The organism is Nitratireductor kimnyeongensis, assembly GCF_019891395.1.
GTDB classification, from domain to species: Bacteria; Pseudomonadota; Alphaproteobacteria; order Rhizobiales; family Rhizobiaceae; genus Nitratireductor; species Nitratireductor kimnyeongensis.
In genome coordinates this window covers 1728568-1742073 of record NZ_CP078143.1, presented here as the reverse complement: position 1 = coordinate 1742073, position 13506 = coordinate 1728568, and the positions used below count along the sequence as shown (strand labels likewise).

Genomic DNA, 13506 nt, shown 5'->3' with positions numbered 1-13506 from the left:
GCGCCGGGCAACCGCATTTCCGGAATGACACCAAGGTCTAGATCTCGCGGAAGCGATAGCCTACGCCATAGAGCGTTTCGATCATGTCGAACTCGCCGTCAACCGCCTTGAACTTCTTGCGCAGGCGCTTGATGTGGCTGTCGATCGTGCGGTCGTCCACGTATACCTGCTCGTCATAGGCTGAATCCATCAGGGCATCGCGGCTCTTCACCACGCCGGGACGCTGCGCCAACGAATGCAGGATCAGGAATTCAGTGACGGTGAGCGTGACGGGCTCTCCCTTCCAGGTGCATGTATGGCGTTCCTGGTCCATGACGAGCTGTCCACGTTCCAGCGATTGCGATTGCTTGCCCGGGGTCTTTGCAGCGGTCTCGCGATTGCTTGCGCGGCGCAGAACAGCCCGCACTCGCTCGACCAGAAGACGCTGCGAAAACGGCTTACGGACGAAATCGTCAGCGCCCATCTTGAGGCCGAAGAGCTCGTCAATTTCGTCATCCTTGGACGTCAGGAAAATGACTGGCACATCGCTTTTCTGGCGCAGTCGGCGCAGAAGCTCCATGCCATCCATCCGCGGCATCTTGATGTCGAGGATCGCGAGATTTGGCGGGCGAGCTCCAAGCCCCTCCAACGCCGAAACGCCGTCCGTATAGGTTTCGACCCGATAACCTTCCGATTCCAGTGCAATGGAAACGGAGGTGAGAATGTTGCGGTCGTCATCGACAAGCGCGATTGTTGCCATATCCAGCGGCTCCCTCATGGGCATGTCGTCCCTATTTGCATCGAATGGCTGTGCAGATGCAGGACAAATTGGGTACAAAATGTGGCACATAAAGAACCCCGTGTCACACGGGTGCTTCTCATGACAACTCCCGACGCTGCGAAGCTGTGCAAATACTGGTCGAATCCGACCCGATTTAAACGATTTAAACGATTTTAAAAAATTTAAATCGATTAATGGTTTGATATCTTTCGCTTATTTGTGTTTTCAGCTTGGATCGCCTGCGGAGACAGGCATCTCAAGGGAAATCTGGTGGTTACGATGAACGAAACCGGCATGCGCAACCCGGCTTGCGGGATCGACAGCAATGGTCTGAAAACGGCGGGTGCCGTCTATTATAATTTTCAGCCGGCTGCGCTCTATGAGGAGGCGATCCGCCGCGGTGAGGCGAAACTCACCGCAGATGGCGCGCTGGTTGCCGAAACCGGACAGCACACGGGCCGCTCTGCCAAGGACAAGTTTGTCGTGCGTACCGCCGAGACGGAAGACGCAGTTTGGTGGGATAACAACAAACCCATGTCATCGGCGCATTTCGAGACGCTTCATGCCGATTTCATCGCCCATGCAGCCGACCGCGATCTTTTTGTGCAGGATCTAGTCGGCGGGGCAGACCCTGAAAACTGTTTGCCTGTGCGGGTCGTCACTGAATATGCCTGGCACTCCCTCTTCATCCGCAATCTGCTCCTGCGCCCGGAAGTGGATGCGCTTGCCTCTTTCGTCCCGGAGATGACGATTATCGATCTGCCGTCGTTTCGCGCCGACCCGGAGCGCCATGGCTGCCGAACAGACACCGTCATCGCCGTCGATCTGACCCGCAATATCGTCCTGATCGGCGGTACCTCCTATGCGGGCGAAATGAAAAAATCGGTTTTCACCGCTCTCAACTATATTCTGCCGGCAAAGGGCGTGATGCCGATGCACTGCTCGGCCAATGTCGGTCCGAATGGCGACGCCGCAGTGTTCTTCGGCCTGTCGGGTACCGGCAAGACCACGCTTTCGGCGGATCCGTCACGGACGCTGATCGGTGACGACGAGCATGGGTGGGGCGAGGCCGGCCTCTTCAATTTCGAGGGTGGCTGCTACGCCAAGACCATCCGGCTTTCGGAAGACGCCGAGCCGGAGATCTTCGCCACCACGCGCCGCTTCGGGACGGTGCTTGAGAATGTAGTTCTCGATGCAGAGCGCCGTCCGGATTTTGACGATGGAAGCCTGACCGAAAACACACGCTGCGCCTATCCGCTGCAATTCATCCCCAACGCGAGCGAAACAGGCCGCAGCAGCCATCCGAGCAACATCATCATGCTGACGGCCGACGCTTTCGGCGTCTTGCCGCCGATCGCCAAGCTTACACCGGCTCAGGCCATGTATCACTTCCTCTCAGGCTATACCGCCAAAGTGGCCGGGACAGAAAAGGGCGTGACAGAACCTGAGGCCACGTTTTCCACCTGCTTCGGTGCTCCTTTCATGCCGCGCCATCCCTCCGAGTATGGAAACCTGCTGCGCGATCTGATCGCCCGTCATGGTGTGGATTGCTGGCTGGTCAACACCGGCTGGACCGGCGGTGCTTACGGTGTGGGCAATCGCATGCCCATCAAGGTGACACGCGGCCTGCTCAACGCAGCATTGAGCGGTGAGCTGAACGACGTGGAATTCCGCACCGATCCACATTTCGGGTTTTCCGTACCGGTGGCGGTGCCCGGCGTCGAGAGCGGCGTGCTGGATCCACGCTCCACCTGGGCCGACAAGGCGGCCTATGATGCTCAGGCACGCCGGCTCGTCGGCATGTTCATCGACAATTTCGGAAAGTTTGAAACGCATGTGGATGCGACCGTGCGCGAAGCCGCGCCACAGATGGCGGACGCTGCCGAATAGCAAGGCACGCTTGCATCCAAATCGCTGAATGCGCATGTTGAGGCCCGGTCACAGAGACCGGGCCTTTTCATTTGAGCGGACAGAAACGATGGCCGAGAACGACCTCAATATCAGGAACGGTGTGACCGTTTTCGAGGACGAGTTGCAGGAACAGTTCATCCGTTCCTCCGGCCCCGGAGGTCAGAACGTCAACAAGGTGGCGACCGCCGTGCAACTGCGTTTCAACGCAAGGTCAGCCCGCGGCTTGCCGCAGCGTGTACGGGACAAGGTTCTGGAACTAGCCGGTAGCCGCGCCACAAAGGACGGCGAGATCGTGATCGAGGCAGGCCGCTACCGCACTCAGGAACTTAACCGCGCTGACGCCCGGGATCGGCTGACCCAGCTGCTGACCCGTGCCGCCGAGCCGCCGCCCAGACCCCGCAAGAAAACAAAACCCTCTCGTTCCGCGATAGAACGGCGGTTGAAAGCCAAAGCGGGCCGCTCTTCAGTCAAGAAACTACGCGGTAAAATCGGCTTCGACTGAGGTTGAGACAGGACTCACCTGCGATTCCACTACCGTAACTTTTTGCCCAGCGACTGTTTTGCAGTTGAAATTTTGGGCTGTTACACGTCAAATATCAGCGAATTCTAACTGGAGACATTTCCATGGGCATTTTCGATTTTGTCAAATCCGTCGGCAAGAAGCTCGGCATGGTAGACGAGGAACCGCCGGCAGCCGGCGAACTGAAGAAGGAACTCGACTCCCACAAGCTCGGCACCGACAAGGTCGATGTGGTCGTGGAAGGTGACAAAGTTGTTCTCAAGGGCGAAGTCGCCGACCAGTCGGCCTTTGAGAAAGCCGTCGTTGCGGTCGGCAACACGCTCGGCATCTCCAAGGTGGAGGCTGGCGAGCTCAAGGTCGCCGCAGCTGACGCCAAGGCGCCGGTTTTCTACACCGTGAAGAAAGGCGACAACCTCTGGAAAATCGCCGAAGCCAATTACGGCAAGGGAAAGGGTGCGAAATACACCATCATCTTCGAGGCCAACAAGCCAATGCTCGACGATCCGGACAAGATCTATCCCGGCCAGGTGCTGCGCATTCCCGATCTCGCTGACGCGTGATCCACCTGTCATGATCTGGCATGAGACGGCGGCTTTCGGGTCGCCGTTTTTTGTTCGCAAGCGTAAGCTTCCTACGCGGGGCTGCGCCGCGCGTGCCGTGATGGCGTATGGCAACAGCACTGTGCGTGGTTCGACAAGCTCACCCTCTATGTGGCAACACCTCATGCACCATATGCAAAGCAAGGAGATTTGATTGCCCACCCTGACCGAAGGCGTGACCCATCTGCCGGAATATCTCGACCGCGACGCACAGGAAGCGCTGCTCGACGAGATACGGGCGGTGGTGCGCGAGGCGCCACTGTTCGTGCCTGCCATGCCGCGGACCGGTAAGGAAATGAGCGTCCGCATGACCAATTGCGGCGTGCTCGGCTGGGTCACTGACAAGGAGAGGGGATACCGTTATCAGGAGACGCATCCAGTCACCGGGAAACCCTGGCCTCATATTCCGGAACGCCTTCTCGCCCTTTGGAATGACGTGGCTGATTTCCCTGCTCCACCGGAGGCCTGCCTCGTCAACCATTATACCGAAGGGGCGAAGATGGGCCTGCATCAGGATCGCGATGAGGAAGCTTTCGCAGCACCTGTGGTCTCACTATCGCTCGGCGATGCTTGCCTCTTTCGTGTCGGCGGTACGAAGCGCGGCGACAAAACCGTATCCGTAAAGCTCCAGTCCGGCGACGTGGTGGTGCTTGGCGGGGCAGCGCGGCTTGCCTTTCACGGCGTTGACCGCATTTACCCGGGCACGTCCACCCTGTTGAACACGCCCGGCCGGATCAATCTCACATTGCGCCGCGTTACAGCTTCCTGAGCGCGACCTCTTCCGTCAGATGATTGGCACCCTTGCGCAGGATCAGGTCGGCGCGCGGCCTTGTCGGGAGAATGTTCTCGCGCAGGTTCTTGAGGTTGATGGTTTCCCAAAGCTGCTCGGCAATCGCGAGCGCAGCACTGGGCTTCAGTGCCGCGTAGCGATGGAAGAAGGATTCCGGGTTCTGGAACGCCGTTTCGCGCAGCCGCATGAAACGGTCGACATACCATTGATGGATCAGGTCTTCCGGTGCGTCGATATAAATTGAGAAATCGAAGAAATCCGAAACGACGGGCACCGCCGTACCATCCTGCGGCAGATGGCGGGTCTGCAACACGTTGATGCCTTCAAAGATAAGAATATCGGGCCGATCAATGGTGCGGAATTCCCCCGGCAGCACGTCATAGGTCATGTGCGAGTAAAGCGGAGCCTGCACATTGGGCAGGCCGGCCTTGATGGCAGAAAGAAAACGCAGCACGGCACCAAGATCGTAGCTTTCGGGAAAACCCTTACGCTCCATCAGGTTGTCGCGCCGAAGGACATCGTTGGGATAGAGAAATCCGTCCGTCGTCACCAGATCCACCTTCGGGCTGGAAGGCCAGCGGGCAAGCAGTTCCTTGAGCACGCGCGCAGTGGTCGATTTGCCGACAGCCACCGAACCGGCAATGCCGATGATGAAGGGCGATTTCACGACATCCTGGCTGTCAAAAAACGCCTGCCTTTGCTGAAACAGAAGCTGTGTCGCTTCCACATGGGCTGACAGAAGCCGCGACATGGACAAGTAAATCCGGCGAACCTCTTCCAGATCGACCGGGTCGTTCAGCGAACGCAATCGCCGAACCTCATCCTCGGTCAGCGTCAACGGCGTGTCGGCGCGGAACTTAGCCCATTTCTCCGCCGAGAAAATGCGATAGGGGGAGTATTTCTCCCCTGAGACAAGCTGGTCCATGAAATTTGCGGGCCCCTTCCTTGCCGCCACGGCTGACTTCGTTCTCTGGCTCCCGCTCATCCTTTTCGGGATGTCTTTTCCTCAATCCCCGAACGGGTGGTGCGGGTTTCGAGCTCCGCCAGCACCTCTTCGAGCGAAACGCCTTCCAGCGCCAGAACTACGAGCCAATGATAAAGGAGATCCGCACTTTCGGAAATGAGTCCCTGCCTGTCATGCGTGACGGCGGCGATCACCGCTTCGACGGCTTCTTCGCCCAGTTTCTGCGCGGCCTTGGACGTGCCCTTGGAAAACAGCTTTGCCGTCCACGAATTTTCGTCGCCTGAGCGCGCGCGCTCAGCAATGATCGCTTCCAGGCGGGAAAGGTCGAACTGGCTCATGCCTGCTCCGGGGTCTGCGCGGGATCGATCCGCATGGGTATGCCGGCAGCGGCCATGTGCGCCTTGGCCTCACCGATCGTGTATGTGCCGAAATGGAAGATCGAGGCAGCAAGCACTGCGCTCGCATGCCCATCGCGCACGCCTTCAACCAGATGATCGAGTGTGCCCACGCCACCCGAAGCGATGACCGGCGCACGCACCGCATCGGCCACGGCCCGGGTCAGAGCGAGATTGTAGCCGGCCTTGGTGCCGTCGCGATCCATTGAGGTGAGCAGGATTTCACCCGCGCCGAGATCCACCACCTTGCGGGCGAACTCGACGGCGTCGATGCCCGTTTCCTTGCGTCCGCCATGGGTGAAGATTTCCCAGCGCAGTGGCTCGCCTTCGCCGGAAACCTGCTTGGCGTCTATCGCAACGACGATGCACTGATCACCGAACTTGTCGGCCGCACGCGCCACCAGCTCCGGGTCCTTCACCGCAGCCGTGTTGATCGACACCTTGTCGGCCCCGGCAAGCAGGAGTTTGCGAATATCGGAAACCGCGCGGACACCGCCACCCACCGTGAGCGGCATGAAACATTGTTCAGCCGTGCGGGCCACGACATCGAAGATCGTTTCGCGGTTGTCGCTGGAGGCGGTGATGTCGAGGAAGCAGAGCTCGTCGGCACCAGCGGCGTCATAGGCCTTCGCCGCCTCCACCGGATCGCCGGCATCGATCAGATCGACGAAATTGACACCCTTGACGACGCGACCGTCCTTCACATCGAGACAGGGAATGACACGGGCTTTAAGGGTCATGCGAGGTTCGCCTTCCTGCGGGCCCGGTTCACCGCGATCATCAGCGCAATGGTCCAGGCGATCAATGCTGCCATGCCGAGGGGCAGGCTGATGATCCCCAGCCAGCCCATCACGAACATGGAGTATAGCATGTCACCCCGGTCCGTACCGGCGATCATGCACGGATTGCTGAAACCCTCGTGCACCGTGCAGCCATAGGTGCTGGCAAGGATGCTGGAGGCGGCAACCGAAAGAACGGGCAGCGCCGCCAAGACGAGGATCACCACCAGAAGAACCGTGAAAATTCTTTTGGCGCCCCGATTCAGACGACCGTCGGCGCTCACGCAGCCTCCCCCCTGAGCACTTTCAGCGCTTCCGCGGGATCGATCCGCCCGTCATAGAGCGCGCGGCCGGAGATGGCGCCTTCGAGCTTTGCTGCGTCGGGCATGGTCATGCGGACGATATCGGCGATGGAGGCGAGGCCGCCCGAGGCGATGACGGGGATGGAAACCGCATCGGCGAGCTCGATGGTCGAGTCCCAGTTGATGCCCGTCAGGACACCGTCACGGTCAATATCGGTGTAGATGATGGCGGCCACGCCGGCGCCCTCGAACCGGCGCGCAAGTTCGATCGCCGAGAGATCGGACGTCTCCGCCCAGCCTTCCACGGCCACCTTGCCGCCGCGCGCATCAATGCCCACGGCGATCTTGCCCGGAAACGCCTTGCAGGCTTCCTTCACCAAATCGGGATCGCGCACGGCTATGGTTCCGAGAATTACCCGCGCGAGCCCCTTGTCGAGCCACGCCTCGATATGAGCAAGCGTGCGGATGCCGCCGCCAAGCTGCACCGGGTTTTTCGTCGCTTTCAGGATCGCCTCGACCGCGGCGCCGTTGACACTCGCGCCAGCGAAGGCGCCGTTCAGGTCGACCACATGCAGCCATTCAAATCCCTGCTCCTCGAAGGAGAGGGCCTGCGCGGCGGGATCGGTGTTGTAGACCGTTGCCTCGTCCATGTCGCCCAGCTTGAGCCGAACGCACTGGCCGTCTTTCAGGTCGATGGCGGGAAAAAGAATCATGTATCAGACGCCCTCGATGATGCTGAGCCTGGCTTTGGAAACGGGTTTCCGGAACGTGATGGCATGTTGATATTCCGGCGAATGGTAACAGGCGAGCGCCTGCTCATAGGATGAAAACTCGATAACCACCTGACGGTCGCCGGCCGGTTCTTCCGGTGCGACGGACTGCCCGCCACGCACCAGAAATTTCGCGCCGTACTTCTGGAACGCCGCAGCGTTGGCTTCGATATATTTTCGGTAGCCCTCGAAATCGGCGATCTCGACTTGCGCGATCCAGTAGCCTTTTTTGTCCGTTTCACTCATCATGGCCTCCAGCGCAGGAAGTTTGCGATCAGGGCCAGGCCGAGCGTCTGGCTCTTTTCCGGATGGAATTGCGTGCCCACCAGATTGTCACGCGCGACAGCGGCGGTGATCGGTCCGCCGTAATCTGCAGTGGCGAGAACCTCCGCCTCATTGCGCGCCGCAAAGTGATAGGAGTGCACGAAATAGGCGTGCAAGCCGTCGGCTCCAGTGGGGATCCCCTCGAAGATCGGGTGCGAATGTTTCACGTGAATCGTGTTCCAGCCGATCTGCGGAATCTTCAGTTCCGGGTCGGACGGCGCCATTTCAACCACGTCTCCGCCGATCCAGCCGAGCCCTTCCGTTACCGTCTTTTCCAGTCCGCGCTCGCTCATCAACTGCATACCGACGCAGATGCCGAGAAAGGGTCGCGCCTGATGGATCGCGACATCCGTGACCGCCTCGACCATGCCGGGCACTCCATTCAGCCCCTGACGGCAATCGGCATAGGCCCCAACACCCGGCAGAACGATGCGGTCGGCGGTGCGAACGGCATCGGCATCCGCCGTTACAATGATATCTGCGGCAATGCCATTGTCGTGCGCGGCACGCTCGAAGGCCTTCGCGGCCGAGCGCAGATTGCCCGAACCGTAATCAATGATCGCAACCTTCATGGTCAGCGCGCTCCGGGATACGTGAAGAGACCAAGTGCCGGTTCATGTGTGCGGCCTGAGACCCTGCCCGGCAGTGGCTTTTCGGTGAAAGCGGGAGGTGCCGTGGTTTCGTTTCGGGCTTCCGCCCCTTCCGACAAGAGCCCGGACATATAGCGTGTCTCGGCCTCGTCCCGGCTTGCCGCGTCGACAATGCCCCATTCACTCCAGCCGCGCCGGGCCAACATGGCAACACGCAAATTGCGCGCTTCCAGCGCCACGAAGAGAGACAGACAAAGCGATGCCACAGTCGCGGCAACAGACCATCCTTCGACCGTTCCCAGCGCACCGATCAGCAGTGCTGCGGCAAAAGCCGCCAGTGCCTCCAGCCACATGCGATGCCAGAGAAACCACAGAAACGGCATGATGAAAGCCAGAAGAGCAAACCCGTCGCGAACGAGGACTGCCTGTTCCGGACCTCCCTCGGGCGGCTCCATAACCACATAGCTTGCCATCGGTTTATCCCTTCAGGCTGCCCTTGGTGGAGGGCACCGCGTTGCCCTGGCGTGGATCGGTTTCGCAAGCGGTGCGCAGGACACGCGCCACTGCCTTGAAGCAAGTCTCGGCAATGTGGTGGCTGTTGGCGCCGTAGAGATTCGTCACGTGTAGGGTGATGCCAGCGTTCTGCGCCAGCGCCTGGAAGAATTCGCGTACAAGTTCGGTGTCGAACGTGCCGATCTTCTGGGTCGGAAACGCCACGTCCCAGACGAGAAAGGGTCGCCCCGAAACATCGATCGCCGCGCGTGTCAGGCATTCGTCCATGGCAAGGTCGAGCGACGCATAGCGATTGATGCCCCGCCGTTCGCCGAGCGCATCCGAGATTGCCTTGCCCAGCGCGATGCCGCAATCTTCAACGGTGTGGTGGTCGTCGATGTGCAGATCGCCATCGGCCTTCACCGTCATGTCGATCAGCGAATGACGGGAAAGCTGCTCCAGCATATGGTCGAAAAAGCCCACACCGGTGGCCATTTCGAAGCGGCCCTCTCCATCGATATTCACCTTGACCGAAATGGTCGTCTCGTTGGTTTTGCGGCTGATCTCGCCAGTGCGCGACTTGCTGGAAGCCATTGTCTTTCCCTTTGCCCTGCAGGAAGAACGCCTTCTAGCAGCATGTACCGGCAGCGCCAAGCTCCCTCGCCAATCTCGTCAAGCGTTTGCATTCCACAATGTTCAACTTACATATTCGCTCTGACGGTGCCGTGCCTTTTCGGGCGGCACGAAAAGGAGTGTGCGATGAGCAACGAGAATTCCATGCACGCCACGACAATCGTCACGGTGCGCAAGGGCGGCAAGGTGGTGATCGCCGGAGACGGGCAGGTCAGCCTGGGTAATACCGTGATGAAGGGCAATGCGCGCAAGGTACGCCGCATCGGCAAGGGCAATGTGATTGCCGGCTTTGCCGGGGCGACGGCCGATGCCTTCACCCTTCTGGAACGGCTTGAGGCCAAGCTGGAACAGTATCCAGAGCAGCTGATGCGCGCTTGTGTCGAGTTGGCCAAGGACTGGCGCACAGACCGCTATTTGCGCCGGCTTGAAGCGATGATGCTGGTGGCCGACAAGAACATTACCCTGGCGCTTACGGGGAATGGCGATGTGCTGGAGCCTGAGCAGGGCATCATGGCCATCGGCTCGGGCGGAAACTATGCGCTTGCGGCAGCACGTGCACTGGCCGACACCGACAAGGACGCCGAAGACATTGCCCGCAAGGCGATGGAGATTGCCGCGTCCATCTGCATCTACACCAATGACAATGTCGTGGTGGAAACGCTCGATGCCGAATGAACACGGCCAGATCGACTTCGTTCCGGTCACGGCCGAGCACTATCCGCTGCTGCTGGATTGGCTCCACCGGCCGCATGTGCGGCAATGGTGGGGCGAACCCGAAACGGAGCTAGCTCAGATCCGGGACATGGTGGAAGGACGCGACACGACACGGCCTTTCATCATTCTTCTGGACGGACGACCGGTCGGCTACATCCAGTATTGGTTCGTTGCCGACGACAAGAGCGAGGAAACCCTTGCCGTGGCACCGTGGTTGGCCGAGCTGCCGGACGATGCCGTGGGTGTCGATTTGTCCCTTGGCGAAGAGGCGCTTCTTTCCAGGGGCATAGGCAGCCGCTCGCTGAAACAAATGGTGCGCCGCCTTCGGGACGAGGGCCATGAAAACATCTTCATCGACCCGGAGCGTAATAATAGCCGCGCCGTGCGCGCTTACGAGAAAGCGGGCTTCCGCACGATTCCTCAACTGGAGGGTCGGCCCGGAAGCGCCCTCATCATGCAATACGACAATTACAACGAGACGAACACATGACCACATTTTCCCCGCGCGAGATCGTCTCCGAACTCGACCGCTACATCATCGGCCAGAAGGACGCCAAGCGCGCCGTGGCCATTGCGCTGCGCAATCGCTGGCGCCGGCAGCAGCTTGAACCCAAGCTACGCGAAGAGGTGATGCCCAAGAACATCCTCATGATCGGCCCCACGGGTGTCGGCAAGACCGAGATTTCCAGACGGCTGGCCAAGCTTGCCGGTGCGCCCTTCGTGAAGGTGGAGGCCACCAAATTCACCGAGGTTGGCTATGTCGGTCGTGACGTGGAGCAGATCATTCGCGATCTGGTCGAGGTTTCCATCGGACTGACGCGTGACAAAATGCGCGAAGACGTCCGCGCCCGTGCCCACATGAATGCCGAAGAGCGCGTGCTGGAGGCCCTGGTGGGCAAGACGGCGAGCCCGGCCACGAAGGACAGCTTTCGACAGAAGCTGCGCAATGGCGAATTGGATGACAAGGAAATCGAGGTGGAGGTTTCCGATTCCGGTGGCGGCATGCCGGGTTTTGAGCTTCCCGGGATGCCCGGCGCCAATATCGGCGTTCTGAACATCAACGACATGCTGCAGAAGGCCATGGGCGGCCAGCAGACCAAAAAGCGCAAGACGACGGTGAAGGAATCCTACGAACTCCTGATCGCTGACGAATCCGACAAGCTTCTCGACCAGGACGAAGTGACCCAGCGGGCCCTGGAATCCGCCCAGAACGATGGCATCGTCTTTCTCGACGAGATCGACAAGATCGCGACGCGGGAAGGCGGCGTTGGGGCAGGCGTTTCGCGCGAAGGCGTGCAGCGCGACCTGCTTCCGCTCGTGGAAGGCACTACGGTTGCAACGAAATACGGGCCGGTGAAGACCGACCATATTCTCTTCATCGCCTCGGGTGCGTTTCATGTTTCCAAGCCCTCGGACCTTCTGCCCGAGCTCCAGGGCCGTCTCCCCATCCGCGTCGAATTGCGGGCGCTGGAAAAGGACGATTTCCGCCGTATCCTGACGGAAACCGAGGCGAGCCTCATCAAGCAGTATGTGGCCCTGATGGAGACGGAAGGCGTGACGCTGGAATTCTCCGACGACGCTATTGACCGGCTGGCGGCCATCGCTGTCGATCTCAACGCGACCGTCGAGAACATCGGGGCCCGCCGGCTACAGACCGTGATGGAACGTGTCCTCGACGAAGTATCTTTCGATGCACCCGACCGTTCGGGCAGCGCGCTCAAGATTGATGCCGATTATGTCGATGAAAATGTCGGCGATCTGGCCAGAAATACGGATCTGTCTCGCTTCATACTCTAGCGTGGTACGGCATCATGGCCCTGCGTGGCAGGGCCATGATGCCGGCTTTTCAAGTGTGACATCTCTGCCGCGGTCGCGATGACATCGTGCCTCATGCCCGAATGCCTCTCGACTTGCTGTCAGGCATTGCCTAACTTGCGCTTCATCCAAAAAAAGAATGCACCGGGGGCGCAAGCAGCGCGACATGGCATCACGGGCTCGATTGGTTATCGGCATTTGCGTCGGCTTGATGGGCGCCGGCGTTTTGCCCCTCGCAGCGGCAAACCTGGTGCCAGAGGGCAATCGCAACGCCGAGCAGCCCCCCATACCCGGCGTTTCCGCGAAGCGGACCAAATCTGCGCAAACCACTTATGACGCCAAGTATGGCAAGGTCTATCAGCTTCTGAAGAATGATAGCGGACTTGTTTCCAAGATCCGTACGATTTCCACCCGGTATCAGATCGACCCCGTTCATGTGGTGGGCGCTATCGTCGGCGAACACACCTACAATGTCGATGCGTATGACCGGCTGCAGACCTATTATGTAAAGGCCATTTCCTATCTGAAGAGCGATTTTTCCTTTTCCCATGGCGGTGAGTCCGTTGGACAGTTCATAAAGCGCTCCGAATTCGCTGAATGCGAGAAGGAAAAAGGCAGCTATGAGCTCTGGAGCTGTCGCGAGGCGGTTTGGGACAAGTCTTTTCGCGGCAAGAGCGTGGATGGAACAGAGTGGCCGAACGATCGTTTTGGCGCGGTTTTCTTTCAGCCCTTCTATGCAGGACAGACCTTTGGTATTGGCCAGCTCAACCCGCTGACCGCACTCAAAATGACCGATATGGTGCACAAGGTATCTGGCTTCAGACGGATCAACCATGACAACCCGCAGGAAGTTTACCAGACCATCATGGATCCGGATAAGTCACTCGCCTATGTCGCGGCGACCGTGAAAAAGTCCATCTCCGCCTACAAGCGGATTGCCGACTTCGACATTTCCGGGAATCCCGGCATTACTGCTACGCTTTACAATCTCGGAAACCCTGAGGCTCGCGCCTCGCGCCTCGCGGCCGAAAACCGCATTCGCCGCGCGAAGGGTCAGCGGATAAAATTTCCTGAAGAAAATTATTATGGCTGGCTGGTGAACGATAAACTGGACGAGTTGAAGGCGCTCTTCCACGATTCCTGACGTT

The 13506-nt window shown here is 59.4% G+C and carries 18 protein-coding genes; 8 read left to right on the top strand and 10 right to left on the bottom strand.

Annotated features, from left to right (window positions below):
- Positions 1-37: 37 nt before the first annotated feature.
- The gene (locus tag KW403_RS08270) at positions 38-739 is read right to left on the bottom strand and encodes a response regulator transcription factor (RefSeq protein WP_223022231.1); all 702 of its coding nucleotides are present in this window, start codon (positions 737-739) and stop codon (positions 38-40) included.
- 300 nt (positions 740-1039) lie between these two features.
- Here KW403_RS08270 and KW403_RS08265 point away from each other — a divergent pair, with 300 nt between their 5' ends.
- From KW403_RS08265 to KW403_RS08250, 4 genes are all read left to right on the top strand, one after another.
- Complete coding sequence (locus KW403_RS08265) at positions 1040-2650, top strand: phosphoenolpyruvate carboxykinase (RefSeq protein WP_223022230.1); 1611 nt, start codon at positions 1040-1042, stop codon at positions 2648-2650.
- 88 nt (positions 2651-2738) lie between these two features.
- Positions 2739-3173, top strand: a complete 435-nt coding sequence (gene arfB, locus KW403_RS08260; RefSeq protein ID WP_223022229.1) for an alternative ribosome rescue aminoacyl-tRNA hydrolase ArfB — start codon at positions 2739-2741, stop codon at positions 3171-3173.
- 122 nt (positions 3174-3295) lie between these two features.
- The gene (lysM, locus tag KW403_RS08255; RefSeq protein ID WP_223022228.1) at positions 3296-3751 is read left to right on the top strand and encodes a peptidoglycan-binding protein LysM; all 456 of its coding nucleotides are present in this window, start codon (positions 3296-3298) and stop codon (positions 3749-3751) included.
- Between the two features lie 193 nt (positions 3752-3944).
- Complete coding sequence (locus KW403_RS08250; protein WP_223022227.1) at positions 3945-4559, top strand: alpha-ketoglutarate-dependent dioxygenase AlkB family protein; 615 nt, start codon at positions 3945-3947, stop codon at positions 4557-4559.
- On the opposite strand, the gene coaA is transcribed toward KW403_RS08250, so the two are convergent.
- From coaA to hisB, 9 genes are read right to left on the bottom strand one after another with little or no spacing between them, the layout of a single operon-like run.
- Positions 4546-5505: a type I pantothenate kinase gene (gene coaA / locus KW403_RS08245; RefSeq protein ID WP_223022226.1), complete on the bottom strand. Its 960-nt coding sequence runs from the start codon at positions 5503-5505 to the stop codon at positions 4546-4548. The genes KW403_RS08250 and coaA overlap by 14 nt on opposite strands.
- A 56-nt stretch (positions 5506-5561) precedes the next feature.
- The gene (locus KW403_RS08240) at positions 5562-5882 is read right to left on the bottom strand and encodes a phosphoribosyl-ATP diphosphatase (RefSeq protein WP_223022225.1); all 321 of its coding nucleotides are present in this window, start codon (positions 5880-5882) and stop codon (positions 5562-5564) included.
- A complete protein-coding gene (gene hisF, locus KW403_RS08235; protein ID WP_223022224.1) occupies positions 5879-6679 on the bottom strand; it encodes an imidazole glycerol phosphate synthase subunit HisF in 801 nt (266 codons plus the stop codon). The genes KW403_RS08240 and hisF overlap by 4 nt, the downstream gene beginning before the upstream one ends.
- Positions 6676-7002 carry a hypothetical protein gene (locus KW403_RS08230; protein WP_223022223.1) on the bottom strand — a complete coding sequence of 109 codons (327 nt, stop codon included), beginning with the start codon at positions 7000-7002 and terminating at the stop codon, positions 6676-6678. Before KW403_RS08230 ends, hisF begins: the two co-directional genes overlap by 4 nt.
- The gene (hisA, locus tag KW403_RS08225) at positions 6999-7733 is read right to left on the bottom strand and encodes a 1-(5-phosphoribosyl)-5-[(5-phosphoribosylamino)methylideneamino]imidazole-4-carboxamide isomerase (protein WP_223022222.1); all 735 of its coding nucleotides are present in this window, start codon (positions 7731-7733) and stop codon (positions 6999-7001) included. The genes KW403_RS08230 and hisA overlap by 4 nt, the downstream gene beginning before the upstream one ends.
- 3 nt (positions 7734-7736) lie before the next feature.
- Positions 7737-8036, bottom strand: a complete 300-nt coding sequence (locus KW403_RS08220; RefSeq protein ID WP_223022221.1) for a DUF1330 domain-containing protein — start codon at positions 8034-8036, stop codon at positions 7737-7739.
- Positions 8036-8686 carry an imidazole glycerol phosphate synthase subunit HisH gene (gene hisH / locus KW403_RS08215; protein ID WP_223022220.1) on the bottom strand — a complete coding sequence of 217 codons (651 nt, stop codon included), beginning with the start codon at positions 8684-8686 and terminating at the stop codon, positions 8036-8038. The genes KW403_RS08220 and hisH overlap by 1 nt, the downstream gene beginning before the upstream one ends.
- Before the next feature lie 2 nt (positions 8687-8688).
- Complete coding sequence (locus KW403_RS08210; RefSeq protein WP_223022219.1) at positions 8689-9177, bottom strand: DUF2628 domain-containing protein; 489 nt, start codon at positions 9175-9177, stop codon at positions 8689-8691.
- Between the two features lie 4 nt (positions 9178-9181).
- Positions 9182-9790 carry an imidazoleglycerol-phosphate dehydratase HisB gene (gene hisB / locus KW403_RS08205; RefSeq protein ID WP_223022218.1) on the bottom strand — a complete coding sequence of 203 codons (609 nt, stop codon included), beginning with the start codon at positions 9788-9790 and terminating at the stop codon, positions 9182-9184.
- Between the two features lie 165 nt (positions 9791-9955).
- On the opposite strand from hisB, the gene hslV reads away from it, so the two are divergent.
- The 4 genes from hslV (at position 9956) to KW403_RS08185 (ending at position 13502) form a co-directional block, all read left to right on the top strand.
- The gene (gene hslV, locus KW403_RS08200; protein WP_223022217.1) at positions 9956-10504 is read left to right on the top strand and encodes an ATP-dependent protease subunit HslV; all 549 of its coding nucleotides are present in this window, start codon (positions 9956-9958) and stop codon (positions 10502-10504) included.
- Entirely contained in the window at positions 10494-11033 is a 540-nt protein-coding gene (locus KW403_RS08195; protein ID WP_223022216.1) for a GNAT family N-acetyltransferase, read from the top strand. The genes hslV and KW403_RS08195 overlap by 11 nt, the downstream gene beginning before the upstream one ends.
- The gene (hslU, locus tag KW403_RS08190) at positions 11030-12340 is read left to right on the top strand and encodes an ATP-dependent protease ATPase subunit HslU (protein WP_223022215.1); all 1311 of its coding nucleotides are present in this window, start codon (positions 11030-11032) and stop codon (positions 12338-12340) included. Before KW403_RS08195 ends, hslU begins: the two co-directional genes overlap by 4 nt.
- Before the next feature lie 184 nt (positions 12341-12524).
- Positions 12525-13502 (top strand): DUF1402 family protein, encoded by a 978-nt coding sequence (locus KW403_RS08185; RefSeq protein WP_223022214.1) that lies wholly within the window; start codon positions 12525-12527, stop codon positions 13500-13502.
- Positions 13503-13506 lie beyond the last annotated feature (4 nt).

What these genes read in the sequence shown, in the direction of transcription:
- hisF (WP_223022224.1), bottom strand. Translation starts at nt 6,679, where the DNA reads ATGACCCTTAAAGCCCGTGTCATTCCCTGTCTCGATGTGAAGGACGGT.
- lysM (WP_223022228.1), top strand. Translation starts at nt 3,296, where the DNA reads ATGGGCATTTTCGATTTTGTCAAATCCGTCGGCAAGAAGCTCGGCATG.
- hslV (WP_223022217.1), top strand. Translation starts at nt 9,956, where the DNA reads ATGAGCAACGAGAATTCCATGCACGCCACGACAATCGTCACGGTGCGC.
- KW403_RS08265 (WP_223022230.1), top strand. Translation starts at nt 1,040, where the DNA reads ATGAACGAAACCGGCATGCGCAACCCGGCTTGCGGGATCGACAGCAAT.
- KW403_RS08220 (WP_223022221.1), bottom strand. Translation starts at nt 8,036, where the DNA reads ATGAGTGAAACGGACAAAAAAGGCTACTGGATCGCGCAAGTCGAGATC.
- KW403_RS08185 (WP_223022214.1), top strand. Translation starts at nt 12,525, where the DNA reads ATGGCATCACGGGCTCGATTGGTTATCGGCATTTGCGTCGGCTTGATG.
- hisB (WP_223022218.1), bottom strand. Translation starts at nt 9,790, where the DNA reads ATGGCTTCCAGCAAGTCGCGCACTGGCGAGATCAGCCGCAAAACCAAC.
- KW403_RS08210 (WP_223022219.1), bottom strand. Translation starts at nt 9,177, where the DNA reads ATGGCAAGCTATGTGGTTATGGAGCCGCCCGAGGGAGGTCCGGAACAG.
- KW403_RS08195 (WP_223022216.1), top strand. Translation starts at nt 10,494, where the DNA reads ATGCCGAATGAACACGGCCAGATCGACTTCGTTCCGGTCACGGCCGAG.
- arfB (WP_223022229.1), top strand. Translation starts at nt 2,739, where the DNA reads ATGGCCGAGAACGACCTCAATATCAGGAACGGTGTGACCGTTTTCGAG.
- KW403_RS08270 (WP_223022231.1), bottom strand. Translation starts at nt 739, where the DNA reads ATGGCAACAATCGCGCTTGTCGATGACGACCGCAACATTCTCACCTCC.
- hisH (WP_223022220.1), bottom strand. Translation starts at nt 8,686, where the DNA reads ATGAAGGTTGCGATCATTGATTACGGTTCGGGCAATCTGCGCTCGGCC.
- hslU (WP_223022215.1), top strand. Translation starts at nt 11,030, where the DNA reads ATGACCACATTTTCCCCGCGCGAGATCGTCTCCGAACTCGACCGCTAC.
- hisA (WP_223022222.1), bottom strand. Translation starts at nt 7,733, where the DNA reads ATGATTCTTTTTCCCGCCATCGACCTGAAAGACGGCCAGTGCGTTCGG.
- KW403_RS08240 (WP_223022225.1), bottom strand. Translation starts at nt 5,882, where the DNA reads ATGAGCCAGTTCGACCTTTCCCGCCTGGAAGCGATCATTGCTGAGCGC.
- coaA (WP_223022226.1), bottom strand. Translation starts at nt 5,505, where the DNA reads ATGGACCAGCTTGTCTCAGGGGAGAAATACTCCCCCTATCGCATTTTC.